Source organism: Streptomyces liliifuscus (assembly GCF_016598615.1).
Taxonomy (GTDB): Bacteria; Actinomycetota; Actinomycetes; order Streptomycetales; family Streptomycetaceae; genus Streptomyces; species Streptomyces liliifuscus.
This window is the reverse complement of sequence record NZ_CP066831.1, coordinates 8,102,000-8,126,534: the sequence shown is the minus strand read 5'-3', so window position 1 is coordinate 8,126,534 and position 24,535 is coordinate 8,102,000. Positions and strand designations below refer to the sequence as shown.

The 24,535-nt window shown below is 70.7% G+C and carries 20 protein-coding genes; 12 read left to right on the top strand and 8 right to left on the bottom strand.

The window, feature by feature from the left end; genetic code table 11:
* The first annotated feature begins 18 nt into the window (after nucleotides 1–18).
* Complete coding sequence (locus JEQ17_RS35005; RefSeq protein ID WP_200398989.1) at nucleotides 19–210, top strand: hypothetical protein; 192 nt, start codon at nucleotides 19–21, stop codon at nucleotides 208–210.
* Nucleotides 211–453: 243 nt separating this feature from the next.
* Here JEQ17_RS35005 and JEQ17_RS35000 read toward each other — a convergent pair whose 3' ends face one another.
* Both JEQ17_RS35000 and JEQ17_RS34995 read right to left on the bottom strand, forming a co-directional pair.
* The gene (locus JEQ17_RS35000) at nucleotides 454–3,126 is read right to left on the bottom strand and encodes a PAS domain S-box protein (RefSeq protein WP_200398988.1); all 2,673 of its coding nucleotides are present in this window, start codon (nucleotides 3,124–3,126) and stop codon (nucleotides 454–456) included.
* 275 nt (nucleotides 3,127–3,401) lie between these two features.
* The gene (locus JEQ17_RS34995) at nucleotides 3,402–4,802 is read right to left on the bottom strand and encodes an ABC transporter substrate-binding protein (protein ID WP_234048486.1); all 1,401 of its coding nucleotides are present in this window, start codon (nucleotides 4,800–4,802) and stop codon (nucleotides 3,402–3,404) included.
* A 172-nt stretch (nucleotides 4,803–4,974) separates the two neighbouring features.
* On the opposite strand from JEQ17_RS34995, the gene JEQ17_RS34990 reads away from it, so the two are divergent.
* The 4 genes from JEQ17_RS34990 (at nucleotide 4,975) to JEQ17_RS34975 (ending at nucleotide 8,627) form a co-directional block, all read left to right on the top strand.
* Nucleotides 4,975–5,325: a response regulator gene (locus JEQ17_RS34990; protein ID WP_200398986.1), complete on the top strand. Its 351-nt coding sequence runs from the start codon at nucleotides 4,975–4,977 to the stop codon at nucleotides 5,323–5,325.
* Between the two features lie 220 nt (nucleotides 5,326–5,545).
* Nucleotides 5,546–6,493: a hypothetical protein gene (locus JEQ17_RS34985; RefSeq protein WP_200398985.1), complete on the top strand. Its 948-nt coding sequence runs from the start codon at nucleotides 5,546–5,548 to the stop codon at nucleotides 6,491–6,493.
* Between the two features lie 191 nt (nucleotides 6,494–6,684).
* Complete coding sequence (locus tag JEQ17_RS34980) at nucleotides 6,685–7,719, top strand: LacI family DNA-binding transcriptional regulator (RefSeq protein WP_200398984.1); 1,035 nt, start codon at nucleotides 6,685–6,687, stop codon at nucleotides 7,717–7,719.
* Complete coding sequence (locus JEQ17_RS34975) at nucleotides 7,716–8,627, top strand: carbohydrate kinase family protein (protein ID WP_200398983.1); 912 nt, start codon at nucleotides 7,716–7,718, stop codon at nucleotides 8,625–8,627. The genes JEQ17_RS34980 and JEQ17_RS34975 overlap by 4 nt, the downstream gene beginning before the upstream one ends.
* Before the next feature lie 75 nt (nucleotides 8,628–8,702).
* Here the strand turns inward: JEQ17_RS34975 and uvrA are convergent, their stop codons facing one another.
* Nucleotides 8,703–11,774 carry an excinuclease ABC subunit UvrA gene (uvrA, locus tag JEQ17_RS34970; RefSeq protein ID WP_200398982.1) on the bottom strand — a complete coding sequence of 1,024 codons (3,072 nt, stop codon included), beginning with the start codon at nucleotides 11,772–11,774 and terminating at the stop codon, nucleotides 8,703–8,705.
* Nucleotides 11,775–12,021: 247 nt separating this feature from the next.
* Between uvrA and JEQ17_RS34965 the strand changes: the two genes are divergently transcribed.
* From JEQ17_RS34965 to JEQ17_RS34945, 5 genes are all read left to right on the top strand, one after another.
* The gene (locus tag JEQ17_RS34965; protein ID WP_200398981.1) at nucleotides 12,022–12,744 is read left to right on the top strand and encodes a maleylpyruvate isomerase family mycothiol-dependent enzyme; all 723 of its coding nucleotides are present in this window, start codon (nucleotides 12,022–12,024) and stop codon (nucleotides 12,742–12,744) included.
* 10 nt (nucleotides 12,745–12,754) lie between these two features.
* Nucleotides 12,755–13,411: an MBL fold metallo-hydrolase gene (locus tag JEQ17_RS34960; protein WP_200398980.1), complete on the top strand. Its 657-nt coding sequence runs from the start codon at nucleotides 12,755–12,757 to the stop codon at nucleotides 13,409–13,411.
* Between the two features lie 445 nt (nucleotides 13,412–13,856).
* Entirely contained in the window at nucleotides 13,857–14,741 is an 885-nt protein-coding gene (locus tag JEQ17_RS34955) for an ABC transporter substrate-binding protein (RefSeq protein ID WP_200398979.1), read from the top strand.
* Nucleotides 14,738–15,652, top strand: coding sequence for an amino acid ABC transporter permease (locus JEQ17_RS34950; protein WP_200398978.1), 915 nt, complete (start codon nucleotides 14,738–14,740; stop codon nucleotides 15,650–15,652). Before JEQ17_RS34955 ends, JEQ17_RS34950 begins: the two co-directional genes overlap by 4 nt.
* On the top strand, nucleotides 15,649–16,419 hold the full coding sequence (locus tag JEQ17_RS34945) for an amino acid ABC transporter ATP-binding protein (protein ID WP_200398977.1): 771 nt from the start codon (nucleotides 15,649–15,651) through the stop codon (nucleotides 16,417–16,419). Before JEQ17_RS34950 ends, JEQ17_RS34945 begins: the two co-directional genes overlap by 4 nt.
* Nucleotides 16,420–16,487: 68 nt before the next feature.
* Here JEQ17_RS34945 and aroQ read toward each other — a convergent pair whose 3' ends face one another.
* Nucleotides 16,488–16,961: a type II 3-dehydroquinate dehydratase gene (gene aroQ, locus JEQ17_RS34940; RefSeq protein WP_200398976.1), complete on the bottom strand. Its 474-nt coding sequence runs from the start codon at nucleotides 16,959–16,961 to the stop codon at nucleotides 16,488–16,490.
* Nucleotides 16,962–17,064: 103 nt separating this feature from the next.
* Between aroQ and JEQ17_RS34935 the strand changes: the two genes are divergently transcribed.
* Both JEQ17_RS34935 and JEQ17_RS34930 read left to right on the top strand, forming a co-directional pair.
* Nucleotides 17,065–18,111: a S66 family peptidase gene (locus tag JEQ17_RS34935; protein WP_200398975.1), complete on the top strand. Its 1,047-nt coding sequence runs from the start codon at nucleotides 17,065–17,067 to the stop codon at nucleotides 18,109–18,111.
* 92 nt (nucleotides 18,112–18,203) lie between these two features.
* Nucleotides 18,204–19,475: an MFS transporter gene (locus tag JEQ17_RS34930; RefSeq protein WP_234048485.1), complete on the top strand. Its 1,272-nt coding sequence runs from the start codon at nucleotides 18,204–18,206 to the stop codon at nucleotides 19,473–19,475.
* Between the two features lie 119 nt (nucleotides 19,476–19,594).
* On the opposite strand, the gene JEQ17_RS34925 is transcribed toward JEQ17_RS34930, so the two are convergent.
* The 4 genes from JEQ17_RS34925 to JEQ17_RS34910 form a co-directional block, all read right to left on the bottom strand.
* A complete protein-coding gene (locus JEQ17_RS34925) occupies nucleotides 19,595–20,695 on the bottom strand; it encodes a calcium:proton antiporter (protein WP_200398973.1) in 1,101 nt (366 codons plus the stop codon).
* Nucleotides 20,696–20,766: 71 nt separating this feature from the next.
* A complete protein-coding gene (locus JEQ17_RS34920) occupies nucleotides 20,767–21,069 on the bottom strand; it encodes a hypothetical protein (protein WP_200398972.1) in 303 nt (100 codons plus the stop codon).
* A 131-nt stretch (nucleotides 21,070–21,200) separates the two neighbouring features.
* Nucleotides 21,201–22,202: a TerC family protein gene (locus JEQ17_RS34915; protein WP_143637515.1), complete on the bottom strand. Its 1,002-nt coding sequence runs from the start codon at nucleotides 22,200–22,202 to the stop codon at nucleotides 21,201–21,203.
* A 287-nt stretch (nucleotides 22,203–22,489) separates the two neighbouring features.
* Nucleotides 22,490–24,532: a TerD family protein gene (locus JEQ17_RS34910; RefSeq protein WP_200398971.1), complete on the bottom strand. Its 2,043-nt coding sequence runs from the start codon at nucleotides 24,530–24,532 to the stop codon at nucleotides 22,490–22,492.
* Between the last annotated feature and the right edge of the window lie 3 nt (nucleotides 24,533–24,535).

Sequence of the window (24,535 nt, the reverse complement as noted above, 5' to 3'; positions counted from 1 at the left end):
ACCGAAAGGCTGCGGAAGATGCGACAGACACGGATCGAGAAGCGACGGCGGTCGGTCCGTGTGCGGCCGTACGAGGACGAGTTCTCCCCGTACGGGGACGAGGAGCGGTACTCGGACGGCCTGCTGTCCGGCCTCGACCCCCGCGACCCCGACATCGTGCGCGCCAAGCGCCTGCGGTCGGCACCGAACGGCGGGACGCCCCGCCCCTGAGGCCGGACGGCCGCCTCACCGTCCGTGCAGACCGCCCGGAGCGTGCGTACGTCACCGAGTCCAGGACTCCCCCTCGCTGGACGTCCGACACCGCGTGCGTTCCGGGCAGTCACGTGTCCGGGGACGACCGCCGTCAGACCGGAAACGACCGTCGGTCGGGCCGGAGACGGCTGTCGACCGGTCGGGAGACGACCGCAGTTCAGTCCGGGGAGGGCCGCCGGCCGGAACAGGAAGAGCCGCCGGTCACTCCGCGGCGGACCTCGGCAGGGGCAGCCGTGCGATCAGTGTGGTCCCTCTGCCCGGCGGGCTTCTGACGGTGAGCCTGCCGCCGGTCGCCTCGACCCGGTCGGTGAGCCCGATCAGCCCGGAGCCGCCGCCCGGTTCGGCTCCCCCGACCCCGTCGTCGCCGATGACGACCTCCAGGACGTCCTCGTACACCCTCGCCCGTACCTCGACCACCGTCGCGCGCGCGTGCTTGGCGGCGTTGGTGAGGCACTCGGAGGTCACGTAGTAGACGGCCACCTCGATCCGTTCCGGGAGGCGGGCTCCCGGCAGCTCAAGATCCAGCTCCACGGGTACGGCGGAACGCCTGGCCAGGGCGCGCAGGGCGGGGCCGAGGCCGCCCTTGGAGAGGATCGCCGGATGGATGCCCCGGGAGATCTGCAGCAGGTCCTCGAAGGCGTCGTCCAGGCCCTTGCCGATGTGCGCCAGCTGCTCGACGAGCTCGGCCGGCTGGTCCTCCGTCATGGACTCGGCCGTGCGCAGATCCAGCTGGAGCGAGACGAGACGCTGCTGGACGCCGTCGTGCAGATCGCGTTCGAGGCGCCGCCGGGACGCGTCACCGGCGGCCACCACGCGCGCGCGTGAGGCGGCCAGTTGGGCGCGGCTGTCCGCGTTGGCGATGGCGGTGGCGATGAGTTCCGTGAAGTCGGCGAGGCGCGACTCGGTTCCCCTGGGCAGCGGTTCGGGGCGCGAGGCGGACACGACGACGGCGCCCCAGAGGCGGTCGTCGACGACGATCGGCGCCCCGACGGAACGGCCGACGCGGGCCGCGCGCCCGGTGGCGGCCACCGCCCGCGCCGCCTCCTGCCCCTCCGTCGCGGCCGTACGGGCGGAGCCGAGGACGGTGGCGGCGCCGTCGGCCTCGTACCGCAGGACGGCCGCGGAACTCGTGCTCAGCAGCAGTCCCACCTCGTGCGCGACGGCCGTGAACACCTCGTGCGGCGGGACGCCGCGGGCCACCAGGGTGGCGACGCTGCGCAGCGCGGCCTGTTCGCGGGCGGCGCGGCGGCTCTCGGTGACATCGCGCGCGGCGGCGTAGATGAGGCCCTCCTCGATGACGGGACGGCAGCTCCACTGGAGCCAGCACTCGGTGCCGTCGCCGCGTACGTAGCGGTTCTCGAACTCGACGACCTCGGCGCCGGTCGCCAGCCGGTCGAGGATGGCCTGGACGCGGTCGCGGTCCTCCTCGTGCACGAAGTCGAGGTACGGCCTGGACAGCAGGGTCCTGCCGGGGTAGCCGAGTGTTCTCTCGAAGGCCGGGTTCACACGCTTGAAGTAGCCGTCGAGCCCGCTGATGCACAGCAGATCCAGGGAGAGGTTGAAGATGCTCTCCAGCTCCTGTTCGGCCTTGTCGCGCCGTCCGTGGGCGGCGGCGAACGACGCCATCGTGGCGTTCATACCGCGCAGCAGCTGCGCCCAGGTCCCGCCGAACGCCGCGACATCGGCCCGGTGGCCGAGCCGGTTGTCGTCGATCGCCGTGTTCATGGCGCGGATCTCGGCGGCGAACCGCTCGCTGGTCACGTGGAGTTCGCGAAAGGTGTCGGCCACGTCGCCGATCTCGTCGCGTCCCGTGTAGCGGATGTCGTACGACAGGTCGCCGTCGGCGAGTGCCTTGGCGCCCTCGGACACCTCGGTGAGGGGGCGGTTGATCGAGCGGCGCAGGGTCAGCGCGAGGACGGTGACGGCGAGAAGGACCACTACGGAGAGGCCCAGTTCGCGTTCGCCGCGCTCCTTCACGGCCCGCAGATCACGGTCGGCGGCGGTCGCCAGCTCGTCCTCGGCGGCGTCCGCGATCGCGCGCAGGGCGGTGAGGCGGCTGGTGGAGGCGGCCAACCAGCGTTCCAGGGAGGGCAGTTTCGCGGTGTCACCCGCGGCGAGGGCCTCGCGCGTGGCCCGGACCGTACGGCCCGCGGGCTGGAGCAGCACGCCCGACAGCCGCACCTTGAGCCGTCCCGAGACGTTCTGCCGGAAGGTGTCGAGCTGGGCGGCCTCCAGGGCCTGCCAGGGGTCGCTCAGTGCCTGCGAGGGGTCGCCCGTGGCACCGGGGGCGTTGCCCGTGGCTCCAGGGGCGTTGCCGGGGCCCGTCGCGAACAGGACGGCCAGGTCGGCGCGTTCGCGCTCGGCGGCCTCGATGGCCTCCAGTGCGGCCAGATAGCCGTCCGCGGCACGGCCGGAGGCCCGTGAGGGGCGGCCCGAGTCGAGATGGTGGACGGTGTTGAGCAGGTCGTTGGTGAGGCTCGCGTACGTCTGCTCGGTCTCCATCGGGGTGAACGAGCCGCTGCCCGCCTCCAGTCTGGTCGCGAAGAGCTGCCGGCCCTTGGCGTCGAGCTGTCCGAGGACGTCCGGCTGCCCGGTGCCGTGCTCGGCGCCTTCCCGCGCGGCGGCCAGCGCCCGGTCCGTGGCGCGCCGGGCGGCGTCCCGTTCGGCCGTCACGCCCGGCCGGTCCGGGTCCACCGCCGCGAGGACCTCGGCGAGGCGCTCACGGGCCAGTGCCTCGGTGAGCCCGGTCAGGGCGAAGGAGACGCGCGTGGCGGTCCTGAACTCCCGCAGGGTGCGCGCCTCGCGCCAGTCGGTCACGGCCGAGAAGACCGTGAAGGCGAGGAGCCCGGAGACCGGCAGCAGCACCAACAGCATGAGCTTGGTGCCGACGCGCAGCCGGGCGAGCAGCGGGGTTCCGGTGCGGGTGCGGCCGGTTCGTCCGGGCCCGCCGGTTCGTCCGGTCCGTCCAGGGGGTCCGGACCGGCCAGGAAGTCCGGGCCCGCCAGGAAGTCCGGGCCGTCCGCCCCGGCCGGGCCTCCGCAGGCGGAGAGGGCCGCGCGCGCCGGCCGATCTCCGTACGATGCCCGGCAGCCTTCGTTCCGCGTCCTCGGGCCCGCGTGTACCGCCCGGGGTACGTCGTCCGCCGGGTCTCATGGCCCGGCCGACGGGTAACCCTGGTGGTCGGCCAGGTCCTTGTCGATCCGGCGGACCGCCTTGTCCAGGGCGGCCTTCACCGGGGCACGGTCGAGCATGATCTCCGCGAAGGCCCGCGAGAAGGCACCGCTGACCGCCGGGTAGGCCGGGGTCTGCGACCGCGGCCGCGCGACTCCGCTCCTCAGCTGCTCGATGAAAAGGTGCTCGGCACCGCCCTCGGCGAACCTCGGCGAGAGCTCGACGGCGCTGTCCGTCGCCGGGATCGCCCCGTTGGCCCGGCTCATCCGCAGGACCTCCCGGGGCTCCAGGAGGTACGCGAGGAACCGCCAGACCGCGTCCCCGTCGACGGCGCCCGCGGTGACACCCCACTGCCAGGAGCCCATCCCGGTGACGGTTCCCCTGCCGAAGTCGGGCAGCGGAACGATCCGCACGTCGTCCGGGAACGCCTCGCTGAACTCGGGGTACGTCCAGTGCCCCACCCAGGAGACGGGGCTGCGCCCGCCGGTGAAGGCCTTGTCGTCCTTGTTCGGATCGACAAGACCCTCCTCGACCCAGTTCTGGAGGGTGGTCATCGCCCCGACCGCCTCGGGCCCGTTGAGGAAACCTTCCGCCGTCCGCAGGTCCTTGGGGTCGATGAGGTCGCCACCGGCCGACCAGACGGCGGGCGCGAACCCGTACGTGTTCCACTCCTGGCCAGAGCGCGCGTAGTTGAGGCGGAGGTCGAAGGGCTTTTCGTAGCCCTCCTTGCGCAGCTTCCGCAGGATGCCGGTCAGTTCGGTGGCCGTCCAGGCGTCGTCCGGGCCGCTCGGGACACGGATGCCGGCCTTCTTGAGGATGGAGGGGCGTACATAGAGGCCGAGCCCGGAGTCGAAGGTGCCGACACCCCACAACCGGCCCTCATAGGTGCCCTGTTTGCGGATCGAGGGCAGGAGATCGGCCTTCACTGCCTCGGGCACACAGGAGTCGATCGGCTTGAGCTTGCCCGACCAGGCGTAGTTGTAGAGGTTCGGGCCGTCGAAGTCGAGCAGGTCGGGCAGTTCGCCGCTGGCGGCCGCGGAGACGACCAGTTCGTCGTACGGGCGCGCCTCGGGAAGCGTGATCAGCTCGACCCGTACGTCCTTCTGCGCGGCGTTGAAGTCCTTGACCTGGCGGCGCAGTGTGTCGAGCTCACCGCTCGGTCCCGCGTGGAACCACACGGTGATGTCGGTGGTGCCTTCGAGCCTGCCGTCGCACGTGGTGTCGCCGCCGCGCCTCGCGGAGCGCTCGTCCCCGCCTCCGCCTCCGCCTTCGTCCCCGCCCCCGTCGCAGCCGGCGACGGTCAGCGCCGCGGACAGCAATCCCGCGAGGACCGCACGGCGCGTACGGTGCGTCCCGGCTTCCCTGTCGAGCTTCCTCATCACGCACCCCCACCAGACCGAAAGGACACGGTCACCCCAGGGCAGCGACATGCTACCGCGCGTCACCCGCCACTGCGCTGCGTGAGCTCGAACGAAGTTTTCCGGCATGGGACTTCAGCACTTACCGGCTAGCCGGAAAGCCAACCCGGCAGCTGGTTGGGAAGCTGTCCGCATGTCCATGCGCTGTCTCATCGTCGATGACAGCGCCCGGTTCCTGGAGGCCGCGCGCGCCCTGCTGGAGCGTGGCGGGGTCCGGGTCGTCGGCGTCGCCTCGACGGGCGCGGAGGCACTCACGCGCGCGCGTGAACTCGCCCCGGACGTCGCCCTCGTCGATCTCGACCTCGACGGCGAGAGCGGCCTCGACGTGGCGGGGCTGCTCGCGGACACCGTGCCCGCCGTGATCCTCATCTCGACGCACTCCCTGGAGGACTTCCAGGAGTTGGTGGCGGACAGCCCCGCCCGCGGCTTCCTGCCCAAGTCGGCACTGTCGGCACGGACGATCCGGGACCTGCTGGAGCCCTGAGACGAACGCCCTGACCGACATGGTGGGGAACGCGTCATGACAGCGAGGTTGCGCACCAGGTGTTGTCCGGGCCTGATCAACACGCTTCAATGCGGGGTGACTTGGGGCGGGCACCACCGCGCGGGGACGCGAATGCCCCCCGCACGCCGACCGTGTGGCCCCTATGACCAGCCCGAACGGCCCGACCAGCCGTTGCGGGCACTCACAGAAAGGCCCCTGGATGCGGGACGGCACACAACACGCGGACGCCGCCACGGCGGAGCTGGAGACGGCCCTGCGGGGCGGCCCCTTCCATGTCGCCCTGCGCGCCGCGATCGCCACCCGTGGACTGCCGCTGCAGCGTGTGCAGCACCATCTGACGCGGTACGGGGTCAAGGTCGGTGTGACGAGCCTGAGTTACTGGCAGCAGGGCGCCCGGCGTCCACAGCGTCCCGAGTCGTTGCGGGCCGTGCGCGCCCTGGAGGAGATACTCCAGCTGCCGGACGAGTCGCTGATCCGGCTGCTCGCGAAGGCCGACGAGCGCCCCGAGGCGGAACGCACCGCGGCCCGCTCGTACCGCTCCCTGGTGGAGGCATCCGGCGCCCTGGAGAAGCTGCTGGCCGAGCTGGACTCACCGCTCGACGGCGGACTGCACACCATCGGCCACCACGAGCGCGTACGGATCGGCGCCCGGCGCGAGCTGCTGGGACGCGACTCCCAGCACATCGTGCGCGCCCACAAGGAGGGCATCGACCGCTTCGTCGCCATCCACCACGGCGACCCGGGATGCACCCCGGAGGACATGGCGGTGCACGCCCTGGAGAACTGCCGCACGGGACGCGTCCTGTGGCACCACGACACCGGTGTCCTCGTCGCCGAGCTGCTCTTCGACACCCGGCTGCGCGCGGGCGACACCTTCCTGTTCCGGTACGGCGTCGAGGACGGCACGGCCGGCGCGTGCACCGAGTACGTCCGCGGGTTCGGCTTCTCCGGCGGGCAGTACGCCCTTCAGGTGCGCTTCGCCGAGGACACGCTGCCCGTGCGCTGCCACCGGTTCACCCAGCACTCGGCCGCGGCACCACGGAGCGGCCGCCAGGAGCTGGCACTGAGCGACCGCCACCGGTCGGTCCATGTGGTGGAGCAGCGGGTGCGGTCGGGGATCGTGGGGATCGGGTGGGACTGGGAGTGAGGGGCCGGCCGCCGTCGTGAGGGGCCGGGCCGCCGTGGTGACGCGCCGAGCAGCCATGGCGAGGGCCTGACTCGGGAGCCCGAGACGTAAACGTTTACGTAAGCGTTTACGTCTCCCGTGGCATCGGGTACGGTCCGATCCGGGACGGCGCCCGACGCGGGCGTCGGCGAGGGCGAGGGAGGGGCGCACCCATGGCGACCATGGTCGACGTGGCCCGGAGCGCGGGCGTGTCCGTCGCGACGGTCTCGCACGTGCTCAACGACACCCGCCCGGTGCGGCCGGCCACCCGCCAGGCCGTGCTCGACGCCATCGACGAACTCGGCTACACGCCCAACACCCTGGCCAGATCTCTCGTCACCTCGCGCACCCGGTCGATCGGGCTCGCGGTGTCGGCGATCAGCAACCCGTACTTCACGGAGATCCTTCAGGGCGTGGAGGCCGGTGCCCTGGAGCGCGGCTACAGCCTGCTGATCGCGGACCCGCACGACGATCCGGCGCATGAGCGCAAGGTGGTGCAACTGCTGCACGAGCGGCGGGTGGACGGCATGCTGGTCGCGCCGTCCGCGCATCCGGAGGAGCTTCTCGGCTACCTCGGGCGGCACGACGTACCGACGGTGTTCCTGGACCGGCTGGTCGACGGCGACCGGACGGCACCAGGTTTCGTGTTCGACCAGGTCTGCGCGGAGAACACCGAACCCCTCACGCTCCTGGTCAGGCATCTCGCCGAGCTGGGTCACAAGAGGATCGGCCTGGTCGCGGGCCTGCCGGGGCTCAGCACGACGAGTGAGCGGATCTCCGGCTACCGGCACGGCCTGGCGTACGCGGGACTCCCGTACGACGAGCGGCTCGTGGTCCCCGGCAACTCCGAGGCGGCGGGCGCCGAGCGTGCGACCGACGCCCTGCTGTCGCTCCCGGCGCCGCCGACGGCACTGGTCACCGCCAACAACGCGATGACCATCGGCGCGCTGCGGGCCGTGCGCGAGCGGGGCCTGTCCGTGCCTCGTGACCTGGCCCTGTGCTGCTTCGACGACTTCTCCTGGGCGGACCTCTTCTCGCCCCGGCTGACCGCGATCTCCCAGCCGAGCAGGGAGATCGGTGCCCAGGCCGTACGGCTGCTGCTTGACCGGCTGGACTCCCCCGGCCGCGAGGCCCGTACGGTCCGGCTGCCCTCCGCCTTCGTGCACCGCACCTCGTGCGGCTGCCCCGAGAAAGGATCCGACTCGTGATCGTCGTCGCCGGTGAGGCCCTGATCGATCTGGTGCCGCGTGAGGCGGGCGCGCTCGCGGGGCTCGACCCGCGGCGCGGCGGCGGCCCCTACAACACGGCGGTGGCGCTGGGCCGGCTCGGCTCCCCCGCGGCCTTCTCTTCGCGGATCTCGCAGGACGCCTTCGGCGAGGCCCTGGTCGGCGGACTGCGCGAGGCGGGCGTCGATGTGTCGTCCGTGCAGCGGGGCAACGAGCCGACCACCCTCGCCGTCGCGTCGATCGGCTCGGGCGGTTCGGCCCGGTACTCCTTCTATGTCGAGGGCACCGCGGACCGGCTGTTCTCGGCGCCCTCCCAACTCCCGGACGGGACGAGGGCGGTGTCGTTCGGCACCTGTTCGCTCGTGCTGGAGCCGGGTGCGACCGCGTACGAGGAGCTGATGCGGATCGCGTCCTCGCAGGGTGTGTTCACCGCGCTCGACCCCAACATCCGCTCGGTGCTGATCCCGGACGCGGACGCCTACCGGGCCCGGTTCAAGAGCTGGCTGCCGTCGGTGTCGCTGCTCAAGCTGTCCGAGGAGGACGCGGAGTGGCTCGGCGGCACTCCGCGTGAGTGGCTGGCCTCGGGCCCTTCCGCCGTGGTCGTCACGCGGGGCGGCGACGGGCTGACCGCCTTCACCCGTGACGGCGGGGAGTACTCCGTGCCAGGCGAACCCGTCGACGTGGTGGACACGATCGGCGCGGGCGACACGGTGAACGCCGCGCTGCTGCACGGCCTCGCCGCCCGCGACGCGCTCTCCGGGCCGGCGCTCGCGGGTCTGGGCGCCGACGGCTGGCACGAGTTGCTGCGGTTCGCCGCACGGGCCGCGGCGATCACCTGCTCACGTGCGGGCGCGGAACCGCCGTACGCGCATGAGGTGGGCGTTTTCTAGAGAGCGGCAACGCGCCGCGCCCCCTGGTGAGTTCCCAGGGAGCGCGGCGCGTCGGACGTGGGCCGCGAAGCCGCCTCAGGCCTTGCGGGCCCTCGTCGTCTTCTTCGCCGGGGTCGCCTTCTTCGTGACCGCGGCCGCCTTCTTGGTGGCCGTGTTGTTGGCGGCCTTTTCGGTGGTGGCCTTGGTCGTGGCCCTTGCTGTGGTGGTCTTGGCCGTCGCCGTCTTCTTCGTCGTCGACCTGGCGGCCACCGCCTTCTTGGCGGCCGTCTTGCGCGGGGCCTTCACCTCCGAGGCGTCGCTGACGCGCTCGGCGCCCAGGACCTCCCGCAGGAACTTGCCCGTGTGGCTGGCCGGAACCCCGGCGACCTCCTCGGGTGTGCCCTCCGCGATGACGAGGCCACCGCCGCCACCGCCCTCGGGGCCCATGTCGACGACCCAGTCGGCGGTCTTGATGACATCGAGGTTGTGCTCGATGACGATGACCGTGTTGCCCTTGTCGACCAGGCCGGACAGCACGGTGAGCAGCTTGCTGATGTCCTCGAAGTGCAGACCGGTGGTCGGCTCGTCCAGGACGTACACCGTGCGTCCGGTGGAGCGCTTCTGGAGCTCGCTGGCGAGCTTCACCCGCTGGGCCTCACCGCCGGACAGGGTCGTCGCGGACTGGCCGAGCCGGACATAGCCGAGGCCGACGTCGTTCAGCGTCTTGAGGTGGCGGGAGATCGCCGGGACCGCCTCGAAGAAGTGCATGCCTTCCTCGATCGGCATGTTCAGGATGTCGGCGATGGACTTGCCCTTGTAGTGGACGTCCAGGGTCTCCCGGTTGTAGCGGGCACCGTGGCAGACCTCGCACGGGACGTACACGTCCGGGAGGAAGTTCATCTCGATCTTGATCGTGCCGTCGCCCGCGCAGTTCTCGCAGCGGCCGCCCTTGACGTTGAAGGAGAAACGGCCGGGCATGTAGCCGCGGACCTTCGCCTCGGTCGTCTCGGCGAACAGCTTGCGGACGTGGTCGAAGACTCCGGTGTACGTCGCCGGGTTCGACCGCGGGGTGCGGCCGATGGGCGACTGGTCGACGTGCACGACCTTGTCGACGAGGTCGTCGCCGTCCACGCGCGTATGCCGCCCGGGAACGCTCCTGGCGCCGTTCAGCTCGCGGGCCAGATGCGTGTACAGGATGTCGTTGACCAGCGTGGACTTGCCGGATCCGGAGACTCCCGTGACGGCCGTGAGGACGCCCAGCGGGAACGACACGTCGATGTCCTGCAGGTTGTTCTCGCGGGCGCCGTGCACCGTGAGCTGCCGGGACGGGTCGTGCGGGCGCCGGATGTCGGGCAGCGGGATGGCCTTCTTGCCGGACAGGTACTGACCGGTCTGCGACTCGTCGTTGGCGAGCAGCTCCTTCAGGGAACCGCTGTGCACGACCCTGCCGCCGTGCTCGCCCGCGCCGGGACCGATGTCGACGATCCAGTCGGCGACCTTGATGGTGTCCTCGTCGTGCTCGACGACGATGAGCGTGTTGCCCATGTCGCGCAGCCGGACCAGGGTCTCGATGAGCCGGTGGTTGTCGCGCTGGTGCAGGCCGATGGAGGGCTCGTCCAGCACGTACAGCACGCCGACCAGGCCCGAGCCGATCTGGGTCGCCAGGCGGATGCGCTGGGCCTCGCCGCCGGAGAGGGTGCCCGCGGCGCGGTTGAGCGAGAGGTAGTCCAGGCCTACGTCGACCAGGAACCGCAGTCGTTCGTTGACCTCCTTCAGGACGCGCTCGGCGATCTTCTTGTCACGAGCGTCGAGCTTCAGCTCGCCCAGGAAGTCCGCGCAGTCGCTGATGGACATCGCGGAGACCTCGGCGATGGACTTCTCCATGACCGTGACCGCGAGGACGACCGGCTTGAGGCGCGTGCCCTGACAGGTGGGGCAGGGCACCTCGCGCATGTAGCCCTCGAAGCGCTCGCGGCTCGCGTCGCTCTCTGCCTCGCTGTGCCGGCGCTTCACGAAGGGGACGGCCCCTTCGAAGGGCGTGGTGTACACACGCTCTCTGCCGTACCGGTTGCGGTAGCGGACCTCGATCTGCGTCTTGTGTCCGTGGATCAGTGCCTTCTTGGCGCGCTGCGGAAGACCGGCGAAGGGGATGTCGGTCCGGAATCCCAACGCGTCCGCGAGGGCTCCGATGAGGCGTCCGAAGTAGTCCTTGGTGTGGCCGTGCGACCAGGGGTGGATGGCGCCCTCGTCGAGGGACTTGTCCTCGTCCGGGACGATCAGCTCCGGGTCGACCTCCATGCGCGTGCCGATGCCCGTGCAGTCCGGGCAGGCGCCGAAGGGCGAGTTGAAGGAGAAGGAGCGGGGCTCCAGCTCCTCGAAGGACAGGTCGTCGTACGTGCAGTACAGGTGCTCCGAGTACATGCGCTCGCGCTCGGGGTCGTCGGCGGGGAGGTCGACGAAGTCGAGAACCACCATGCCGCCGGAGAGACCGAGGGCGGTCTCCACGGAGTCGGTCAGACGGCGCTTGGCGCCCTCCTTGACCGTGAGACGGTCGATGACCACCTCGATGGTGTGCTTCTCCTGCTTCTTCAGTGTGGGCGGCTCGGTGAGCTGGATCGTCTCGCCGTCGACCCGGGCGCGGCTGTAGCCCTTGGTCTGGAGATCGGAGAAGAGGTCGACGAACTCGCCCTTGCGCTCGCGCACCAGCGGCGACAGGACCTGGAAGCGGCTTCCCTCCGGCAGCTCCAGGACCTTGTCGACGATGGCCTGCGGCGACTGGCGCGTGATCGGGCGCCCGCACTCGGGGCAGTGCGGCTTGCCGATGCGCGCGAAGAGCAGTCGCAGATAGTCGTAGACCTCGGTGATGGTGCCGACCGTCGAGCGCGGGTTGCGCGAGGTCGACTTCTGGTCGATGGAGACCGCCGGGGAGAGGCCTTCGATGAAGTCGACATCCGGCTTGTCCATCTGGCCGAGGAACTGCCGGGCGTACGAGGAGAGCGACTCCACGTAGCGCCGCTGGCCCTCGGCGAAGATCGTGTCGAAGGCCAGCGAGGACTTGCCCGACCCCGACAGGCCCGTGAAGACGATGAGCGAGTCGCGCGGGAGGTCGAGCGAGACATTCTTGAGATTGTGCTCGCGCGCTCCACGGACGATGAGACGGTCGGCCACGCCGGTCCGCACCTTTCTTGAGAGAAGTGACAGGGGCGAGGCCCCCGGCTTTTCAGACGACGGGGCCCCCGTCTTTTTCAGACTAGAGGGAGCCACTGACAGCGCCGGTCTGGTTTCCCTGCTTCACAACAATCCCGGGCCCTCCAGCATGCCCGACGCCGCACCCGACCATATAGCACGCGCATTCGATTAACGGCGGCCACCCGCAACCTTCACCCAAACGTGTGGCGGGACTATCGTCGGGCCCATGAACGATCATGTGCGCGACCTGGCGTCTGTACGTGACGCGACCGAGCGGCTCCTCACCGCAGTCGGCAAACTGGACAACGTCTCCGTGGCCGAGCCGTCACGGCTGCCCGGCTGGAGCCGCGGCCATGTCCTGGCCCACCTGGCCCGCAACGCGGACGCCCTCGTGAACGTCCTCGAGGGCCGGCCGATGTACGTCTCCGGGGAGGCCCGGGACGCCGACATCGGGCGGGACGCCCCGCGCCCCCTGGAGACACAGCTCACCGACCTGCGCGAGAGCGCGGCCCGCTTCCAGGAGACGGGGGCCGCGCCCGCGGACTGGTCCCGCACGGTGGAGCTGCGCAACGGCGTCACCGACTCGGCGTCCCGGGTGCCGTTCCGGCGGTGGATCGAGGTCGAGCTGCACCACGTCGATCTGGGGATCGGATACGACCTGGAGGACCTCCCGGCGGAGTTCGTTGAGCGCGAGATCGTCTTCCTCACGGACCGCTTCGCCGGGCACCCCGAGGTGCCGCACACGCGCGTGACCGACGGCACGCGCGCGTGGAGGACGGGACGCGACTCCGCAGACAGCGGCCCGGAGCGAGCGGTGGACACTGAGGGTGGTGCGGAAGTGACCGTGACCGGCCCCGCGCCCGCCCTCCTCGGCTGGCTCGCGGGCCGCCTCGACGGGTCCGCGCTGAGCGTCGACGGCGGTCCGCTGCCCGCCCTCCCCCCGCTATAGGCTGGGCGTCATGACGTACAGCGGAGCGGTGACGGTCGGCGGCCCTGCGGATGTGCACGAGTTGCGGGATCTGATGATCTCCAAGGTCGCGGTCGGCCCGATGAACAACAACGCCTATCTGCTGCGCTGCCGTGCCACGGACGAGCAGTTGCTGATCGACGCGGCCAACGACGCCGGGACGCTGCTCACGCTGATCGGTGACGACGGCATCGCGTCCGTCGTCACCACGCATCAGCACGGCGACCACTGGCAGGCACTCGCGGAGGTCGTGACGGCCACGGGCGCGCGCACGTACGCGGGACGGGACGACGCCGACGGCATCCCCGTCCCGACGGACGTGCCCGTCCAGGACGGCGACACGATCCGGGTGGGTCGCGTGGAACTGACCGCACGCCATCTGGTGGGCCACACGCCCGGCTCGATCGCCCTGGTCTACGACGACCCGCACGGGCATCCGCATGTGTTCACGGGGGACTGCCTCTTCCCGGGTGGTGTGGGCAACACACGTAAGGACGCGAAGGCGTTCGCCAGTCTGATCCACGACGTCGAGACGAAGATCTTCGACGCGCTGCCGGACGAGACCTGGGTCTACCCGGGACACGGCGACGACACGACGCTGGGCGCCGAGCGTCCGCATCTGCCGGAGTGGCACGCGCGGGGTTGGTGAACGCCACCGAGTGGGCCTTGGTGAGCTGTTCGGACCCAGGCCCGGCGAACTCTCGGGCACCGGGCCGGAGTTGGTGAGGCGTCCGATGTCGGGTGTGCGGTCCCCGGCCGTGCGCGCCGGTGCGCGCCCCGTGTGAACGGAGCGCACACTCCGGTGCCCCGCACGCGCTCCCGGCGCACGGGGCGCGCGCGGTCCACTGGTAGTTGGTCCCGCACAGGATGACGGCTCCTGCGCGGACGGGTCGCCGGCCTATCGATCCCCGCCCTCGGCCGGCGGCCCCGCCCTGGCAGCGGTGGCCGACGTCCGGCGGCCACCGCCCAGGAAGCCGACGCCATGACGCCCTGGCGCCCCACGAGTTCACACCATTGCAACACCGGTTCCCATCATCCGGACAGTTGCCCCTGTGACCTCGACAGACGGGCCTGCCCACTGCCACTCTCCCGCCATGCATCTTGCCCAACGCGCCTTGCGCCGTGCCGCGTCCACCGCCACCGTCGCTCTGCTCGCCGTCGCCGTCGGCTGCGCCCCGCAGCCCGAGGAGAAGGCCTCCGACAAGCCCTCCGGTTCCGGCGCCGAGGCGTGCGCCAAGGGCGAACTGAGCACCGAGGTCTCCGGGAAGCTGACCATCGCGACCGACGAACCCGCCTACGAGCCCTGGTTCAAGGACGACAAGCCGGCCAACGGCGAAGGTTTCGAGTCGGCCGTCGCATACGCCGTGGCCAAGCAGCTCGGCTACGACAAGAGTGATGTCGTCTGGCAGACCGTGCCCTTCAACAAGGCTTTCGCGCCCGGCGAGAAGACCTTCGACTTCGACATCAACCAGGTGTCGATCAGCGACGAGCGCAAGAAGGCCGTCGACTTCTCGTCCGGCTACTACGACGTGCGTCAGGCCGTCATCGCGCTGAAAGACTCCAAGGCCGCGAAGGCCAAGAGCATCGCCGACCTCAAGGGCGTCAAGCTGGGCGCCCAGGTCGGCACCACCAGCCTGAACTACATCAACGACGTGGTGAAGCCGACCGAGGAGCCGGCCGCGTATGCGAAGAACGACCAGGCCAAGTCCGCGCTGAAGAACGGCCAGGTGGACGCCATCGTGGTCGACCTGCCGACCGCGTTCTACATCACCGCGGCCGAGGTGACGGACGCGCGGATCGTCGGGCAGTTCGAGAACCAGGGCGCTGCGCCCGAGCAGTTCGGGCTCGTCCTGGACAAGGGCAGCGCACTCACCTCGTGCGTGACGGACGCCGTGGACGCCCTGCGCGAGGACGGCACCCTCGCCGCCGTCGAGAAGCAGTGGCTGTCCGACGCCGTCGACGCACCGGTCCTCAAGTGACGGTCGTGAAGGAGGAGTCGGGCGGGGATCCGGAAGGAGACTCCGGCGAGGGAGAGGCGCGCGAGGCGTACGTCCCGTCGCCGCGGCGGATAGAGCGGGAGCGGTACAAGCGCGCCCGTGCCCGCCGCGCGACGGCGATCGCAGCCCTGTCCACCCTCGTGACCGGCGTCGTCCTCTACCTCGTCGTCGTCAACGCGCCCGGCTGGCCGCGCACCAAGGAGACGTTCTTCAGTGCGCAGTACGCGCGCGAGGCGTTCCCCAAGGTCCTGGAAGGGCTGTGGCTGAACGTCCGGCTCCTGCTGGTGTGCGGCGCCGCGGTCCTCGTCCTCGGCATGCTGATCGCCGTCGCCCGCACCCTGCGCGGTCCGGTGTTCTTCCCGCTGAGGGCGCTGGCCGCCGCGTACACCGACTTCTTCCGCGGGCTGCCGCTGATCATCAACCTGATGATCGTGGTACTGGGCGTGCCGGCACTGCGACTGCAGGGCATCACGGTCGATCCGGTGCTGCTCGGCGGGACGGCGCTCACCCTGACGTACTCGGCGTACGTCGCCGAGGTGTTCCGCGCCGGCATCGAGTCGGTCCACCCCTCGCAGCGCGCCGCGGCCCGCTCGCTGGGGCTGAACAACCGGCAGGCGCTGCGGTACGTGGTGCTCCCCCAGGCCGTACGCCGTCAGGTGCCGCCGCTGCTCAACGACCTGGTGTCGCTGCAGAAGGACACCGGGCTCGTCTCGATCGGCGGCGCGGTCGACGCCGTGCGCGCCGCGGACATCATCGTGGGCCGCAGCCTCAACTACACGCCGTACATCGTCGCGGGACTCGTCTTCGTCGCGCTGACCATCCCGATGACCCGCTTCACCGACTGGGTCACGGCGCGGATGGACCGGCGACAGGCGCAGGGAGGGAACATATGAGCGAGACACCCAAGGACTCCGGCGTGCCCGTGCTGCGGATGGAGGCCGTCCGCAAGACCTTCGGCGACTCGGTCGTCCTGCGGGACGTCGATCTGGAGGTCGCCCCGCACACGGTGACGGCGCTGATCGGGGCCTCCGGCTCGGGCAAGTCGACGCTGCTGCGCTGCGCGAACCTGCTGGAGGAGATCGACGACGGCGCCATCTGGCTGGACGACGAGGAGATCACCGACCCCCGGGCCGACCAGGACGCGGTGCGCCGCCGGATCGGCGTGGTCTTCCAGGCGTACAACCTGTTTCCGCACATGACCGTCCTGGAGAACATCACGCTGGCGCCGCGCCGTGTGCACGGCGTGGACCGCGCGGAGGCGGAGGCGCACGCCCGTGAGCTGCTCGACCGGCTCGGCCTCGGCGCCAAGGCGGGCGAGTACCCGGACCGGCTGAGCGGCGGCCAGCAGCAGCGGGCCGCGATCGTCCGCGCCCTGGCCGTACGCCCCAGGCTGCTGCTCCTCGACGAGATCACCGCGGCCCTCGACCCGGAGCTGGTGGGTGAAGTCCTCGCTGTCGTGCGGGACTTGAAGGACGACGGTATGACCATGGTGCTGGCCACCCACGAGATGGGCTTCGCCCGTGACGTCGCGGACCAGATCTGCTTCCTCGACGGCGGCGTCGTACTGGAACGGGGCACGGCCGAGGAGGTGTTCGGCGACCCGCGGGAGGAACGCACGCGGCGCTTTCTGCGCCGGATCGTGGAGGCGGGCCGGCTGTAGTCGACGGCCTCGCGCCTCCGTCAGGCCCTTCTGTCAGGCTTTCCGCCAGGCACCGTCAGACCCTCCCGTCAGGCCTCCGCCTGGGCCGCTCCCGCCAGCGCAGCGACCCGCTCCACCCCGAACACGTAACCCTGCACCCCGCAGCCCGCGATCACGCCGTCGGCGCGGAGCGAGACGTACGAGTGGTGGCGGAACTCCTCGCGCTTGTGGATGTTGGAGATGTGGACCTCCAGGACCGGGAGCCCGTCGCAGGTGTTGAGGGCGTCCAGGATCGCGACCGAGGTGTGTGAGTAGGCGCCCGGGTTGATCACGATTCCTGAGTGGCCGAGGCGTGCCTCGTGGATCCAGTCGACCAGCTCGCCCTCGTGGTTGGACTGGCGGAAGTCCACCGTGCCGCCGTGCGCTGCCGCCGCCTTGGCGCACATCGCCTCGACGTCGGCGAGGGTGTCGGAGCCGTAGATCTCCGGCTGGCGCTGCCCGAGGAGATTCAGGTTGGGGCCGTTGAGAATCATGATCGGGGCGTTGGCGAGGGTGCGGGGCACGGTTCCTCCGGTCCGGTCGAATGGCTCGGCCCGTTCGGGACCGCTGCTCGGACCCGGTTTATCACGGTGCGCCGACACCGGGACGGCCCCTACCCTCCCTCGCATGACGACTCCCGCGTACCCGCCCAAGCCCGTGCCCGGCGACCGGGTGGCCGTGATCTCGCCGTCCGCCGCGCTGCCGGGGGTCCTTCCGCTGCCGTACGAGTTGGGCCTGGAGCGGCTGCGCAAGGAGTTCGGCCTCGAACCGGTCGAGTACCCGGCGACCCGGAGGATGGGTTCGACGCCCCAGGAACGGGCCGACGACATCCACGCGGCGTTCGCCGACCCGGACGTCAGGGCGGTCATGGCGTCGATCGGCGGTGACGACCAGATCACCGTGCTGCCCCTGCTGGACCGGGAGTTGATCCGCGCCAACCCGAAGCCGTTCTTCGGGTACAGCGACAACACGAACCTGCTCGCCCACCTGTGGAACACGGGAATCGTCGGCTACCACGGCGCGAGCGTGATGTGTGAGCTGGGCCGGCCCGGCGCCATGGACCCGCTGACCGCCGAATCCGTGCGGGCGGCGCTCTTCGGCTCGGGCGAGTACGAACTGCGTCCGGCCGAGCGGTGGCGCGACGTCGACCGCGACTGGGCGGACCCGGCGACCTTCGAGTCGGAACCGGAGACCCGGCCCGGCACCGGATGGACCTGGGTCAACGCCGACCGGGTGGTGGAGGGCCGCAGTTGGGGCGGCTGTCTGGAGATCCTGGCCTGGCTGCTGATGGCCGACCGGGAGATCCCGCGCGACCTCTCCGTTCACGACGGCGGCGTGCTCTTCCTGGAGACCTCGGAGGAACTGCCGAGCGGTGAGGAGGTCTTCCGCGTCCTGCGGAGCATGGGCGAGCGCGGACTGCTCCGGCGTTTCTCCGCGCTGCTGATGGGCCGGGCGAAGACGTGGTCCTTCGAACGCCCCAACAGCCCTGCGGAGGGCGCCCGTTACGCGGCGGAACAGCGCGAGGCCATACTGCGCGCCATGCGGGCGTACGCCCCCGACACCACGATCGTCTTCGATGTGGACCTCGGACACACCGACCCGCAGATCGTCATCCCCTACGGGGGCGTGATCCGTGTGGACGGACCCGCCCGGCGCATCACGGTGACCTACTGAGGCCACCGGGCCCCCACGCGCCCCCGTAACCCTGGGTGACCGTGGGTAGTTGACGCGGCATGCACCGTGCACGCACAGTAAAGCCCCCTTCCATGCCGCGGCTCGCGGCGGCCTCCCTTGCCGGGACGGCCATCGAGTTCTACGACTTCTTCGTCTACGGGACAGCGGCCGCGCTCGTCCTGGGCCCGCTCTTCTTCCCCACGTTCTCGCCGGTGGCGGGGACGCTGGCGGCCTTCGGGACGTTCGGGGTCGGGTTCGTGGCGCGGCCGTTGGGCTCGGTCCTGTTCGGGCACATCGGGGACCGGCACGGACGACGGCCCGTTCTCGTCATCTCCTTGTTGCTGACCGGCGCCGCGACCGTCGCGGTCGGCTGCGTACCGACGTACGACTCCATCGGTACGGCAGCTCCCGTGCTGCTCCTTGTGCTGCGCTTTCTGCAGGGGCTGGGGCTCGGCGGGGAGTGGGGCGGGGCGGTGCTGCTGACCGCTGAACACGCTCCGCCCGACCGGCGCGGGCTGTGGTCGAGCTTCCCGCAGATCGGGCCCGCGGTGGGGTTCGTCCTCGCCAACGGGGTGATGCTGGTGCTCTCGGCGACGCTCTCCGAGGCGCAGTTCGCGAGTTGGGGTTGGCGGGTGCCGTTCTGGGCGGCGGGCGTGCTCGCGGCGGCGGGGCTGTGGCTGCGGTCGTCTCTGGCGGAGAGCCCTCAGTTCCTCGAACTGCGCGAGCACGCGCGCGTGCCGCTCGCCGAGGTCGTACGCGAGCACTGGCGGCTCGTCCTGCTGACGGCGGGGGCGCTCGCGATCGGATACGCGGTGTTCTACGCGGTGACGACCTGGTCCCTCGCCTACGCGACCGAGCGGCTCGGGGTGAGCCGTACGGTCATGCTGGCCTGCATCATGGCGGCCGTCGTGGTGAAGGGTGCGCTGACTCCGGTGGTGGCGATTCTCGGCGACCGCTACGGACGGCGGCCGCTGTGCCTGGCGGGCTGCGCGGGTACCGCCCTGTGGATGTTCCCGATGATCGCGCTGCTGTCGACGGGTGAACCGCTGCTGATGTTCTTCGGCTTCCTGGTCGCGCTGATCGCGTTCGTGACGATGTTCGGCGTGATCGCCGCGTATCTGCCGGAGCTGTACGAGCCGCGGGTGCGGTGCACCGGTGCGGCCGTCGGCTACAACCTGGGCGGTGTGCTCGGGGGTGCGCTCACGCCGATCGTGGCCACGGCGGTCGCCGAGCAGAGCGGGCGGGTGCCCTGGGGGGTGGCCGCCTATCTGACGGGTATCGCGCTACTCAGTCTGGGGTGTTTCGCGTTGCTGCCGGAGACTCGGCCGGTGGCTGTTGTGGCTACGGAGCCGGCCACGGGGTGAACCCTTACTGGGTTCACTGATACGCCCAAGAGCTCGAATAACAGGTTGAGTGGCGGCTGCGGGCCGTCCGTAGCTGATCGCGCAGTTCCCCGCGCCCCTACGGGGCGGGCCCGCGGCCTCTATGGGTTGATCGCGAGTTCCAGGTACGCCGCGAACAGGACCAGGTGGACGCCGCCCTGGAGGGGGGTGGCTCGGCCGGGGACCACGGTGAGGGAGCTGACCACCACGGTCAGGGCGAGCAGGACCATGTGGGTGGCGCCGAGGCCGAGGACGAGCGGGCCGGAGAGCCAGACGGAGGCGATGGCCACGGCGGGGATGGTGAGGCCGATGCTGGCCATCGCCGAGCCGAGGGCGAGGTTCAAGCTGGTCTGCACCCGGTCACGGCGGGCGGAGCGCAGTGCGGCGATCGTCTCGGGGAGCAGGACGAGCAGGGCGATGATCACGCCGACCACGGAGTGCGGCATCCCGGCCGCCTCCACTCCGGACTCGATGGTGGGCGACACGCCCTTCGCGAGGCCGACCACGCCGACGAGGGCCAGTCCAAGGAAGCCCAGGCTGATGCCGGCGCTTCTGGAGGACGGGGCGTCGGCGTGGTCGTCCGCGTCGATGACCTCGCCCTGCCGGGTGATGGGCAGGAAGTAGTCGCGGTGCCGGACGGTCTGGGTCGCCACGAACAGGCCGTAGAGGACGAGCGAGGAGAGCGCCGCGAAGGTGAGCTGGGCGGTGGAGAACTCGGGGCCCGGCTTGCTGGTGGTGAAGGTCGGCAGCACCAGGCTGAGAGTTGCCAGCGTCGCGACGGTCGCGAGGGCGGCGCCGGTGCCCTCCGCGTTGAAGACGGCGATCCCGTGCCGCAGCGAGGCGACGAGCAGGCTCAGTCCGACGATGCCGTTGCAGGTGATCATCACGGCCGCGAAGACGGTGTCGCGGGCGAGTGTGGAGCTCTTGTCGCCGCCGTCCGCCATCAGGGTGACGATCAGCGCGACCTCGATGATCGTGACGGCGACGGCGAGGACCAGTGAGCCGAACGGTTCGCCGACCCGGTGCGCGACCACCTCGGCGTGGTGCACGGCGGCCAGCACGGCCCCGGCCAGTACCAGCGTCACCACGGCGACGACGGCGCCGGGCAGATCGCGGCCCCAGGTGAAGACCAGCAGGACGACCGCCAGCGCGGGCACGACGGCCGTCCACTGCGTCACGAGTGACCGGAGCCCAACGATCATGCAGCGATCGTCGCAGAGGTGAACGGGGCCCGCACTCCGGTCGCACGGGCCCCGTTCACGGCTCGCACGGGCTACTTGAGCGGGCCCATTTCCCGTACGTCGCAGTTGGTGTAGACGCGCTCACCGACGCACAGCGCGCCCAGTTGCTCGGCCAGCTTGGCCGTCTCGGGGTCGTCGCTGTTGCTCATGGCCTCCTCGTACGAATTGAACTCGATCAGGGCCATGTAGCGACGGGGGTTGTCGCGGTCTTGGAGAAGCACGCGGTACGTGGGCCCACCAGGCTTCCCGGCGTTGCGCTCCCCGGCTTCCTGGAGCAGCTGCTGCATCTCGTCCAGGCGCTCGGTCTCGAAGTCGATGATCTGCACGAACTTCATCGGTGCCTCCATCCGGCCACGGCGTCCCCGGGCCGGGAAACGCGCTCATGAAACAAGCAAGCACCGGGAGCGGTGGTCGGCAATTCGCCGCGGGCCGCTCCCGGTGCTGGTTGTTTCTACGTCCGACGTGGTCAGGCCTCGATGCTGTCCTTCGGAGCGCCTTCGTCGTCGCTCTGCGCCGCCTCGGCCGCCGCCTGCTTCTTGGAGGCCATGAGGCTGGTGATCGTGGTGACCACCAGGACCGCGCAGATCACGCCCAGCGAGACCGGGATGGAGATCTCCGGGACATGGACGCCGGACTCGTGCAGGGCGTGCAGCACCAGCTTGACGCCGATGAAGCCGAGGATCACCGACAGGCCGTAGCTGAGGTGGACCAGCTTCCTGAGCAGTCCGCCGATCAGGAAGTACAGCTGCCGCAGACCCATCAGCGCGAACGCGTTGGCCGTGAAGACGATGTACGGGTCCTGCGTCAGGCCGAAGATCGCCGGGATCGAGTCGAGCGCGAAGAGCACGTCGGTGGTGCCGATCGCCAGCATGACGACCAGCATCGGCGTCATGACCCGCTTGCCGTTCTGCTGGATCCACAGCTTGGTGCCGTGGTAGCGGTCGGCGACTCCGAAGCGCTTCTCGGCGGCCTTGAGGAGCTTGTTCTCCTCCCAGTCCTCGTCCGACTCGTCCGCCCGGGCCTCCTGGATCAGCTTCCAGGCGGTGTAGATGAGGAACGCGCCGAAGATGTAGAACACCCACGCGAAGCTCGCGAGGATCGCGGCGCCCGCGGCGATGAATATCGCGCGCAGGACGAGCGCGATGAGCACACCGACCAGCAGCACCCGCTGCTGGTACTGCGTGGGCACGGAGAACTTCGCCATGATCAGGACGAAGACGAAGAGGTTGTCGACGCTCAGCGACTTCTCGGTGATGAAGCCGGCGAAGAACTCTCCGGAGGGCTGGCCCCCGGAGAAGACGAGCAGTCCGAGGCCGAACAGCGCGGCCAGGACGATCCAGACGATCGTCCAGATTCCGGCTTCCTTGATTGATACGTCGTGCGGCTTGCGGCCGATGAAGAAATCGACCGCGATGAGGGCCGCGAGGCCCACGATCGTCAGGACCCAAAGGGTCACGGAAACATCCACTGCGCCTCCGGCAGTACGTAACGGCAAGTGTCAGCGTCGTCGCTGCCGGAGGTCTCTTCCACCCGATGCATGTGGGGCGCGTGACGCGCCCGGTGCACTCGGGCCGACGCCCCGGGATCTGAACCAGATCCGTATTGACGGGTACGCCGCAGTAGGTAGGGAGTACTCCCCTCCGCACGGACGACAGTACCCCAATCACCAAGGAAAGGTAAAGAGATTGGTAAAAGAAGAACCAAAAGTGCTGGTCAGGCGACTTGAAGAACTCTTGGTAAAGGGTGCGCGGGGCCTCAGCGGTTCCAGGAGCGACGGGCCGCCGCGACCTGGGTGAGGACGTGCTGGAGCACCTGGCTGCCCGGGGGGACGCGCGAGGGGTCGTAGGTCCACGCGTGCCCGACCCATGGGTCGGCGAGGTGGTCGTCGGGCGTGGGCGTGAGCCGGAGCAGCGAGCGCCACAGCGGGTCGAGCAGCGGCCCGTAGGCGGTGGCGTCCTCCCGGTCGGCGACCAGCATGAGATGGACGCCGACGGCCGGGCCCTCGTCCGCGAGATAGCGCAGCTGGGTCACGGCACGGTCGTCGAAACCGTGCGGGAAGTCGTTGACGATCAGCAGTTGCTCGGCCGTGTCGAGGCCGGGCGGCAGGGAGTCGGCCGCGCCGCCGCGGATCGCCATCTGTACGAGATCGACGCGCTGCGTGAGCCGGGCCAGAACGTCGGTCACCCCGGCGGCACCGGCGGCAGGCGGGCCGTTGAGCACACCGGTCTGCACGAGAGGCGCGAGGGACGAGGCACCGGAGCCCGCCGGGTCGATGACATGCAGTGTGTACTCGCCCGCCGGGTAGACGGCGAGCAGCCGGGCCGCGATCGCCACCGCCGTGTCCATGCCGAGGCGGCGCAGGTCGTCGGAATCTGCGATCGAACCGTCGAAGGATCCGGCGCGTCCGCTGTCTATCCACAGACCGCGCTCCAGCGGCAGCCGCACCAGCATCGGAATGCTCAGGCCCGCGCTCTCGGGCAGATGGAGGTCGCCCAGGCGCAGGGCCATGGGGATCTCCATCGGGACCCGGTAGCCCTGCCAGACAGGGTTGTCCCAGCGCGCGAAGGCGGGCGGCAGCGCGGGCTCGACGACCTCTGCCTCGGCGGTGAGCTGGGCGAGATCGCGGTCGAGTGCCTCCCTGGCCCGGTCGATCAGCTGGGAATGCTTGGCGCGGGCTGCCTCACGCGCCGCGTCGCCCTGTCCGCCGATGCGGCTGCGCGGGTCGGACAGGACCTTGTCGAGCTCCTGCTCCATCCGCGACTCGGCGAAGTCGACCGCGCTGCGGTACGCGGCCGTGGCGCGGGCCAGGTCCTCGAACATGCCCCACACCTGGTTGTACAGGCGTTCCTCCATGGACCAGCCGGTCGCGTCGCCCGCGACGGGCTGCGCGGGCTGTCCCGGCCGGGCCGGGGGCGCTGTCGGCGGGGGCGGCGGAGGCGCGGCGGCCTGCCGCCCCGGGTGGCTGTAGTTGACGGGTCCGCCGGCTCCGGGACCGGCGGGCTGCGTGACGGCGGACGGGTCCGGCTGCCCGGGCCCTACGGGGTGGCCGCCCTGCGGTGTCGCGTGCCCGGGAGCGCCGGACGCCGTGTGTCCCTGCCCGCCCGGGTGTCCGTGCTGCGGTGATACGTGGCCGGGGGCGCCCTGGGGCGTGGCTCCGCCCTGGTTCTGGCCGAGCGCCGGGGTCGCCGCGTGCCGCGAGCGGTCGCCCTCCGATGTGCGCGGCGGGGGCGCTGCCACCGAACGGGCGAGGCCCTGGGCGACCGCTTCGTTGATGCTGCCCGCGAGCTGGCGGGCCTCGGGCAGGCCCTGGTCGGCGAGGAGTTCGGCGAGGCCGCCCGCGTATCCCTGGCCCACGGCTCGGACCTTCCAGGCGCCCTGCCTGCGGTAGAGCTCGAGTGCGACGACGGCCGACTCCGCGTCCAGCCCCGTGATCGTGTAGCTGGCGACCTCGGAGCCGTCGAGTCCGGTGACCGCGATGAAGGGCGCGGCGACGGAGCCGAACCTGACGGGCCCGCTGCCTCCGGAGGGCAGCGCGAGCAGCACGCTGACCCGGTGCACGGACTCGGGCAGGGCGTCCAGGTCGCACGCGAGGCGGTGGTCGGCCGCCGCCTGCTTGGAGACCTCCAGGCCGGGCAGAGTGGGTGAGCCCGGATGGGCCACCCACTCGACACCGTGCACCGTGCCCTGTTCGTCGCTGAGCGTGGCCCCGGCCACGATCGGTTTTCCGGCCGACACCCGGATCTCAAGTCGGGCCTGGGGCAGCGGGTGGTTCTGCCCCCGGACCAGCTCAGCCGTCATCGC

Excerpts from the sequence above, each read along its gene's own strand:
- JEQ17_RS35005 (WP_200398989.1), top strand. The coding sequence starts at position 19 with ATGCGACAGACACGGATCGAGAAGCGACGGCGGTCGGTCCGTGTGCGG.
- JEQ17_RS35000 (WP_200398988.1), bottom strand. The coding sequence starts at position 3,126 with ATGCTGTTGGTGCTGCTGCCGGTCTCCGGGCTCCTCGCCTTCACGGTC.
- JEQ17_RS34995 (WP_234048486.1), bottom strand. The coding sequence starts at position 4,802 with ATGAGGAAGCTCGACAGGGAAGCCGGGACGCACCGTACGCGCCGTGCG.
- JEQ17_RS34990 (WP_200398986.1), top strand. The coding sequence starts at position 4,975 with ATGTCCATGCGCTGTCTCATCGTCGATGACAGCGCCCGGTTCCTGGAG.
- JEQ17_RS34985 (WP_200398985.1), top strand. The coding sequence starts at position 5,546 with ATGCGGGACGGCACACAACACGCGGACGCCGCCACGGCGGAGCTGGAG.
- JEQ17_RS34980 (WP_200398984.1), top strand. The coding sequence starts at position 6,685 with ATGGCGACCATGGTCGACGTGGCCCGGAGCGCGGGCGTGTCCGTCGCG.
- JEQ17_RS34965 (WP_200398981.1), top strand. The coding sequence starts at position 12,022 with ATGAACGATCATGTGCGCGACCTGGCGTCTGTACGTGACGCGACCGAG.
- JEQ17_RS34960 (WP_200398980.1), top strand. The coding sequence starts at position 12,755 with ATGACGTACAGCGGAGCGGTGACGGTCGGCGGCCCTGCGGATGTGCAC.
- JEQ17_RS34955 (WP_200398979.1), top strand. The coding sequence starts at position 13,857 with ATGCATCTTGCCCAACGCGCCTTGCGCCGTGCCGCGTCCACCGCCACC.
- JEQ17_RS34945 (WP_200398977.1), top strand. The coding sequence starts at position 15,649 with ATGAGCGAGACACCCAAGGACTCCGGCGTGCCCGTGCTGCGGATGGAG.
- JEQ17_RS34935 (WP_200398975.1), top strand. The coding sequence starts at position 17,065 with ATGACGACTCCCGCGTACCCGCCCAAGCCCGTGCCCGGCGACCGGGTG.
- JEQ17_RS34930 (WP_234048485.1), top strand. The coding sequence starts at position 18,204 with ATGCCGCGGCTCGCGGCGGCCTCCCTTGCCGGGACGGCCATCGAGTTC.
- JEQ17_RS34925 (WP_200398973.1), bottom strand. The coding sequence starts at position 20,695 with ATGATCGTTGGGCTCCGGTCACTCGTGACGCAGTGGACGGCCGTCGTG.
- JEQ17_RS34920 (WP_200398972.1), bottom strand. The coding sequence starts at position 21,069 with ATGAAGTTCGTGCAGATCATCGACTTCGAGACCGAGCGCCTGGACGAG.
- JEQ17_RS34910 (WP_200398971.1), bottom strand. The coding sequence starts at position 24,532 with ATGACGGCTGAGCTGGTCCGGGGGCAGAACCACCCGCTGCCCCAGGCC.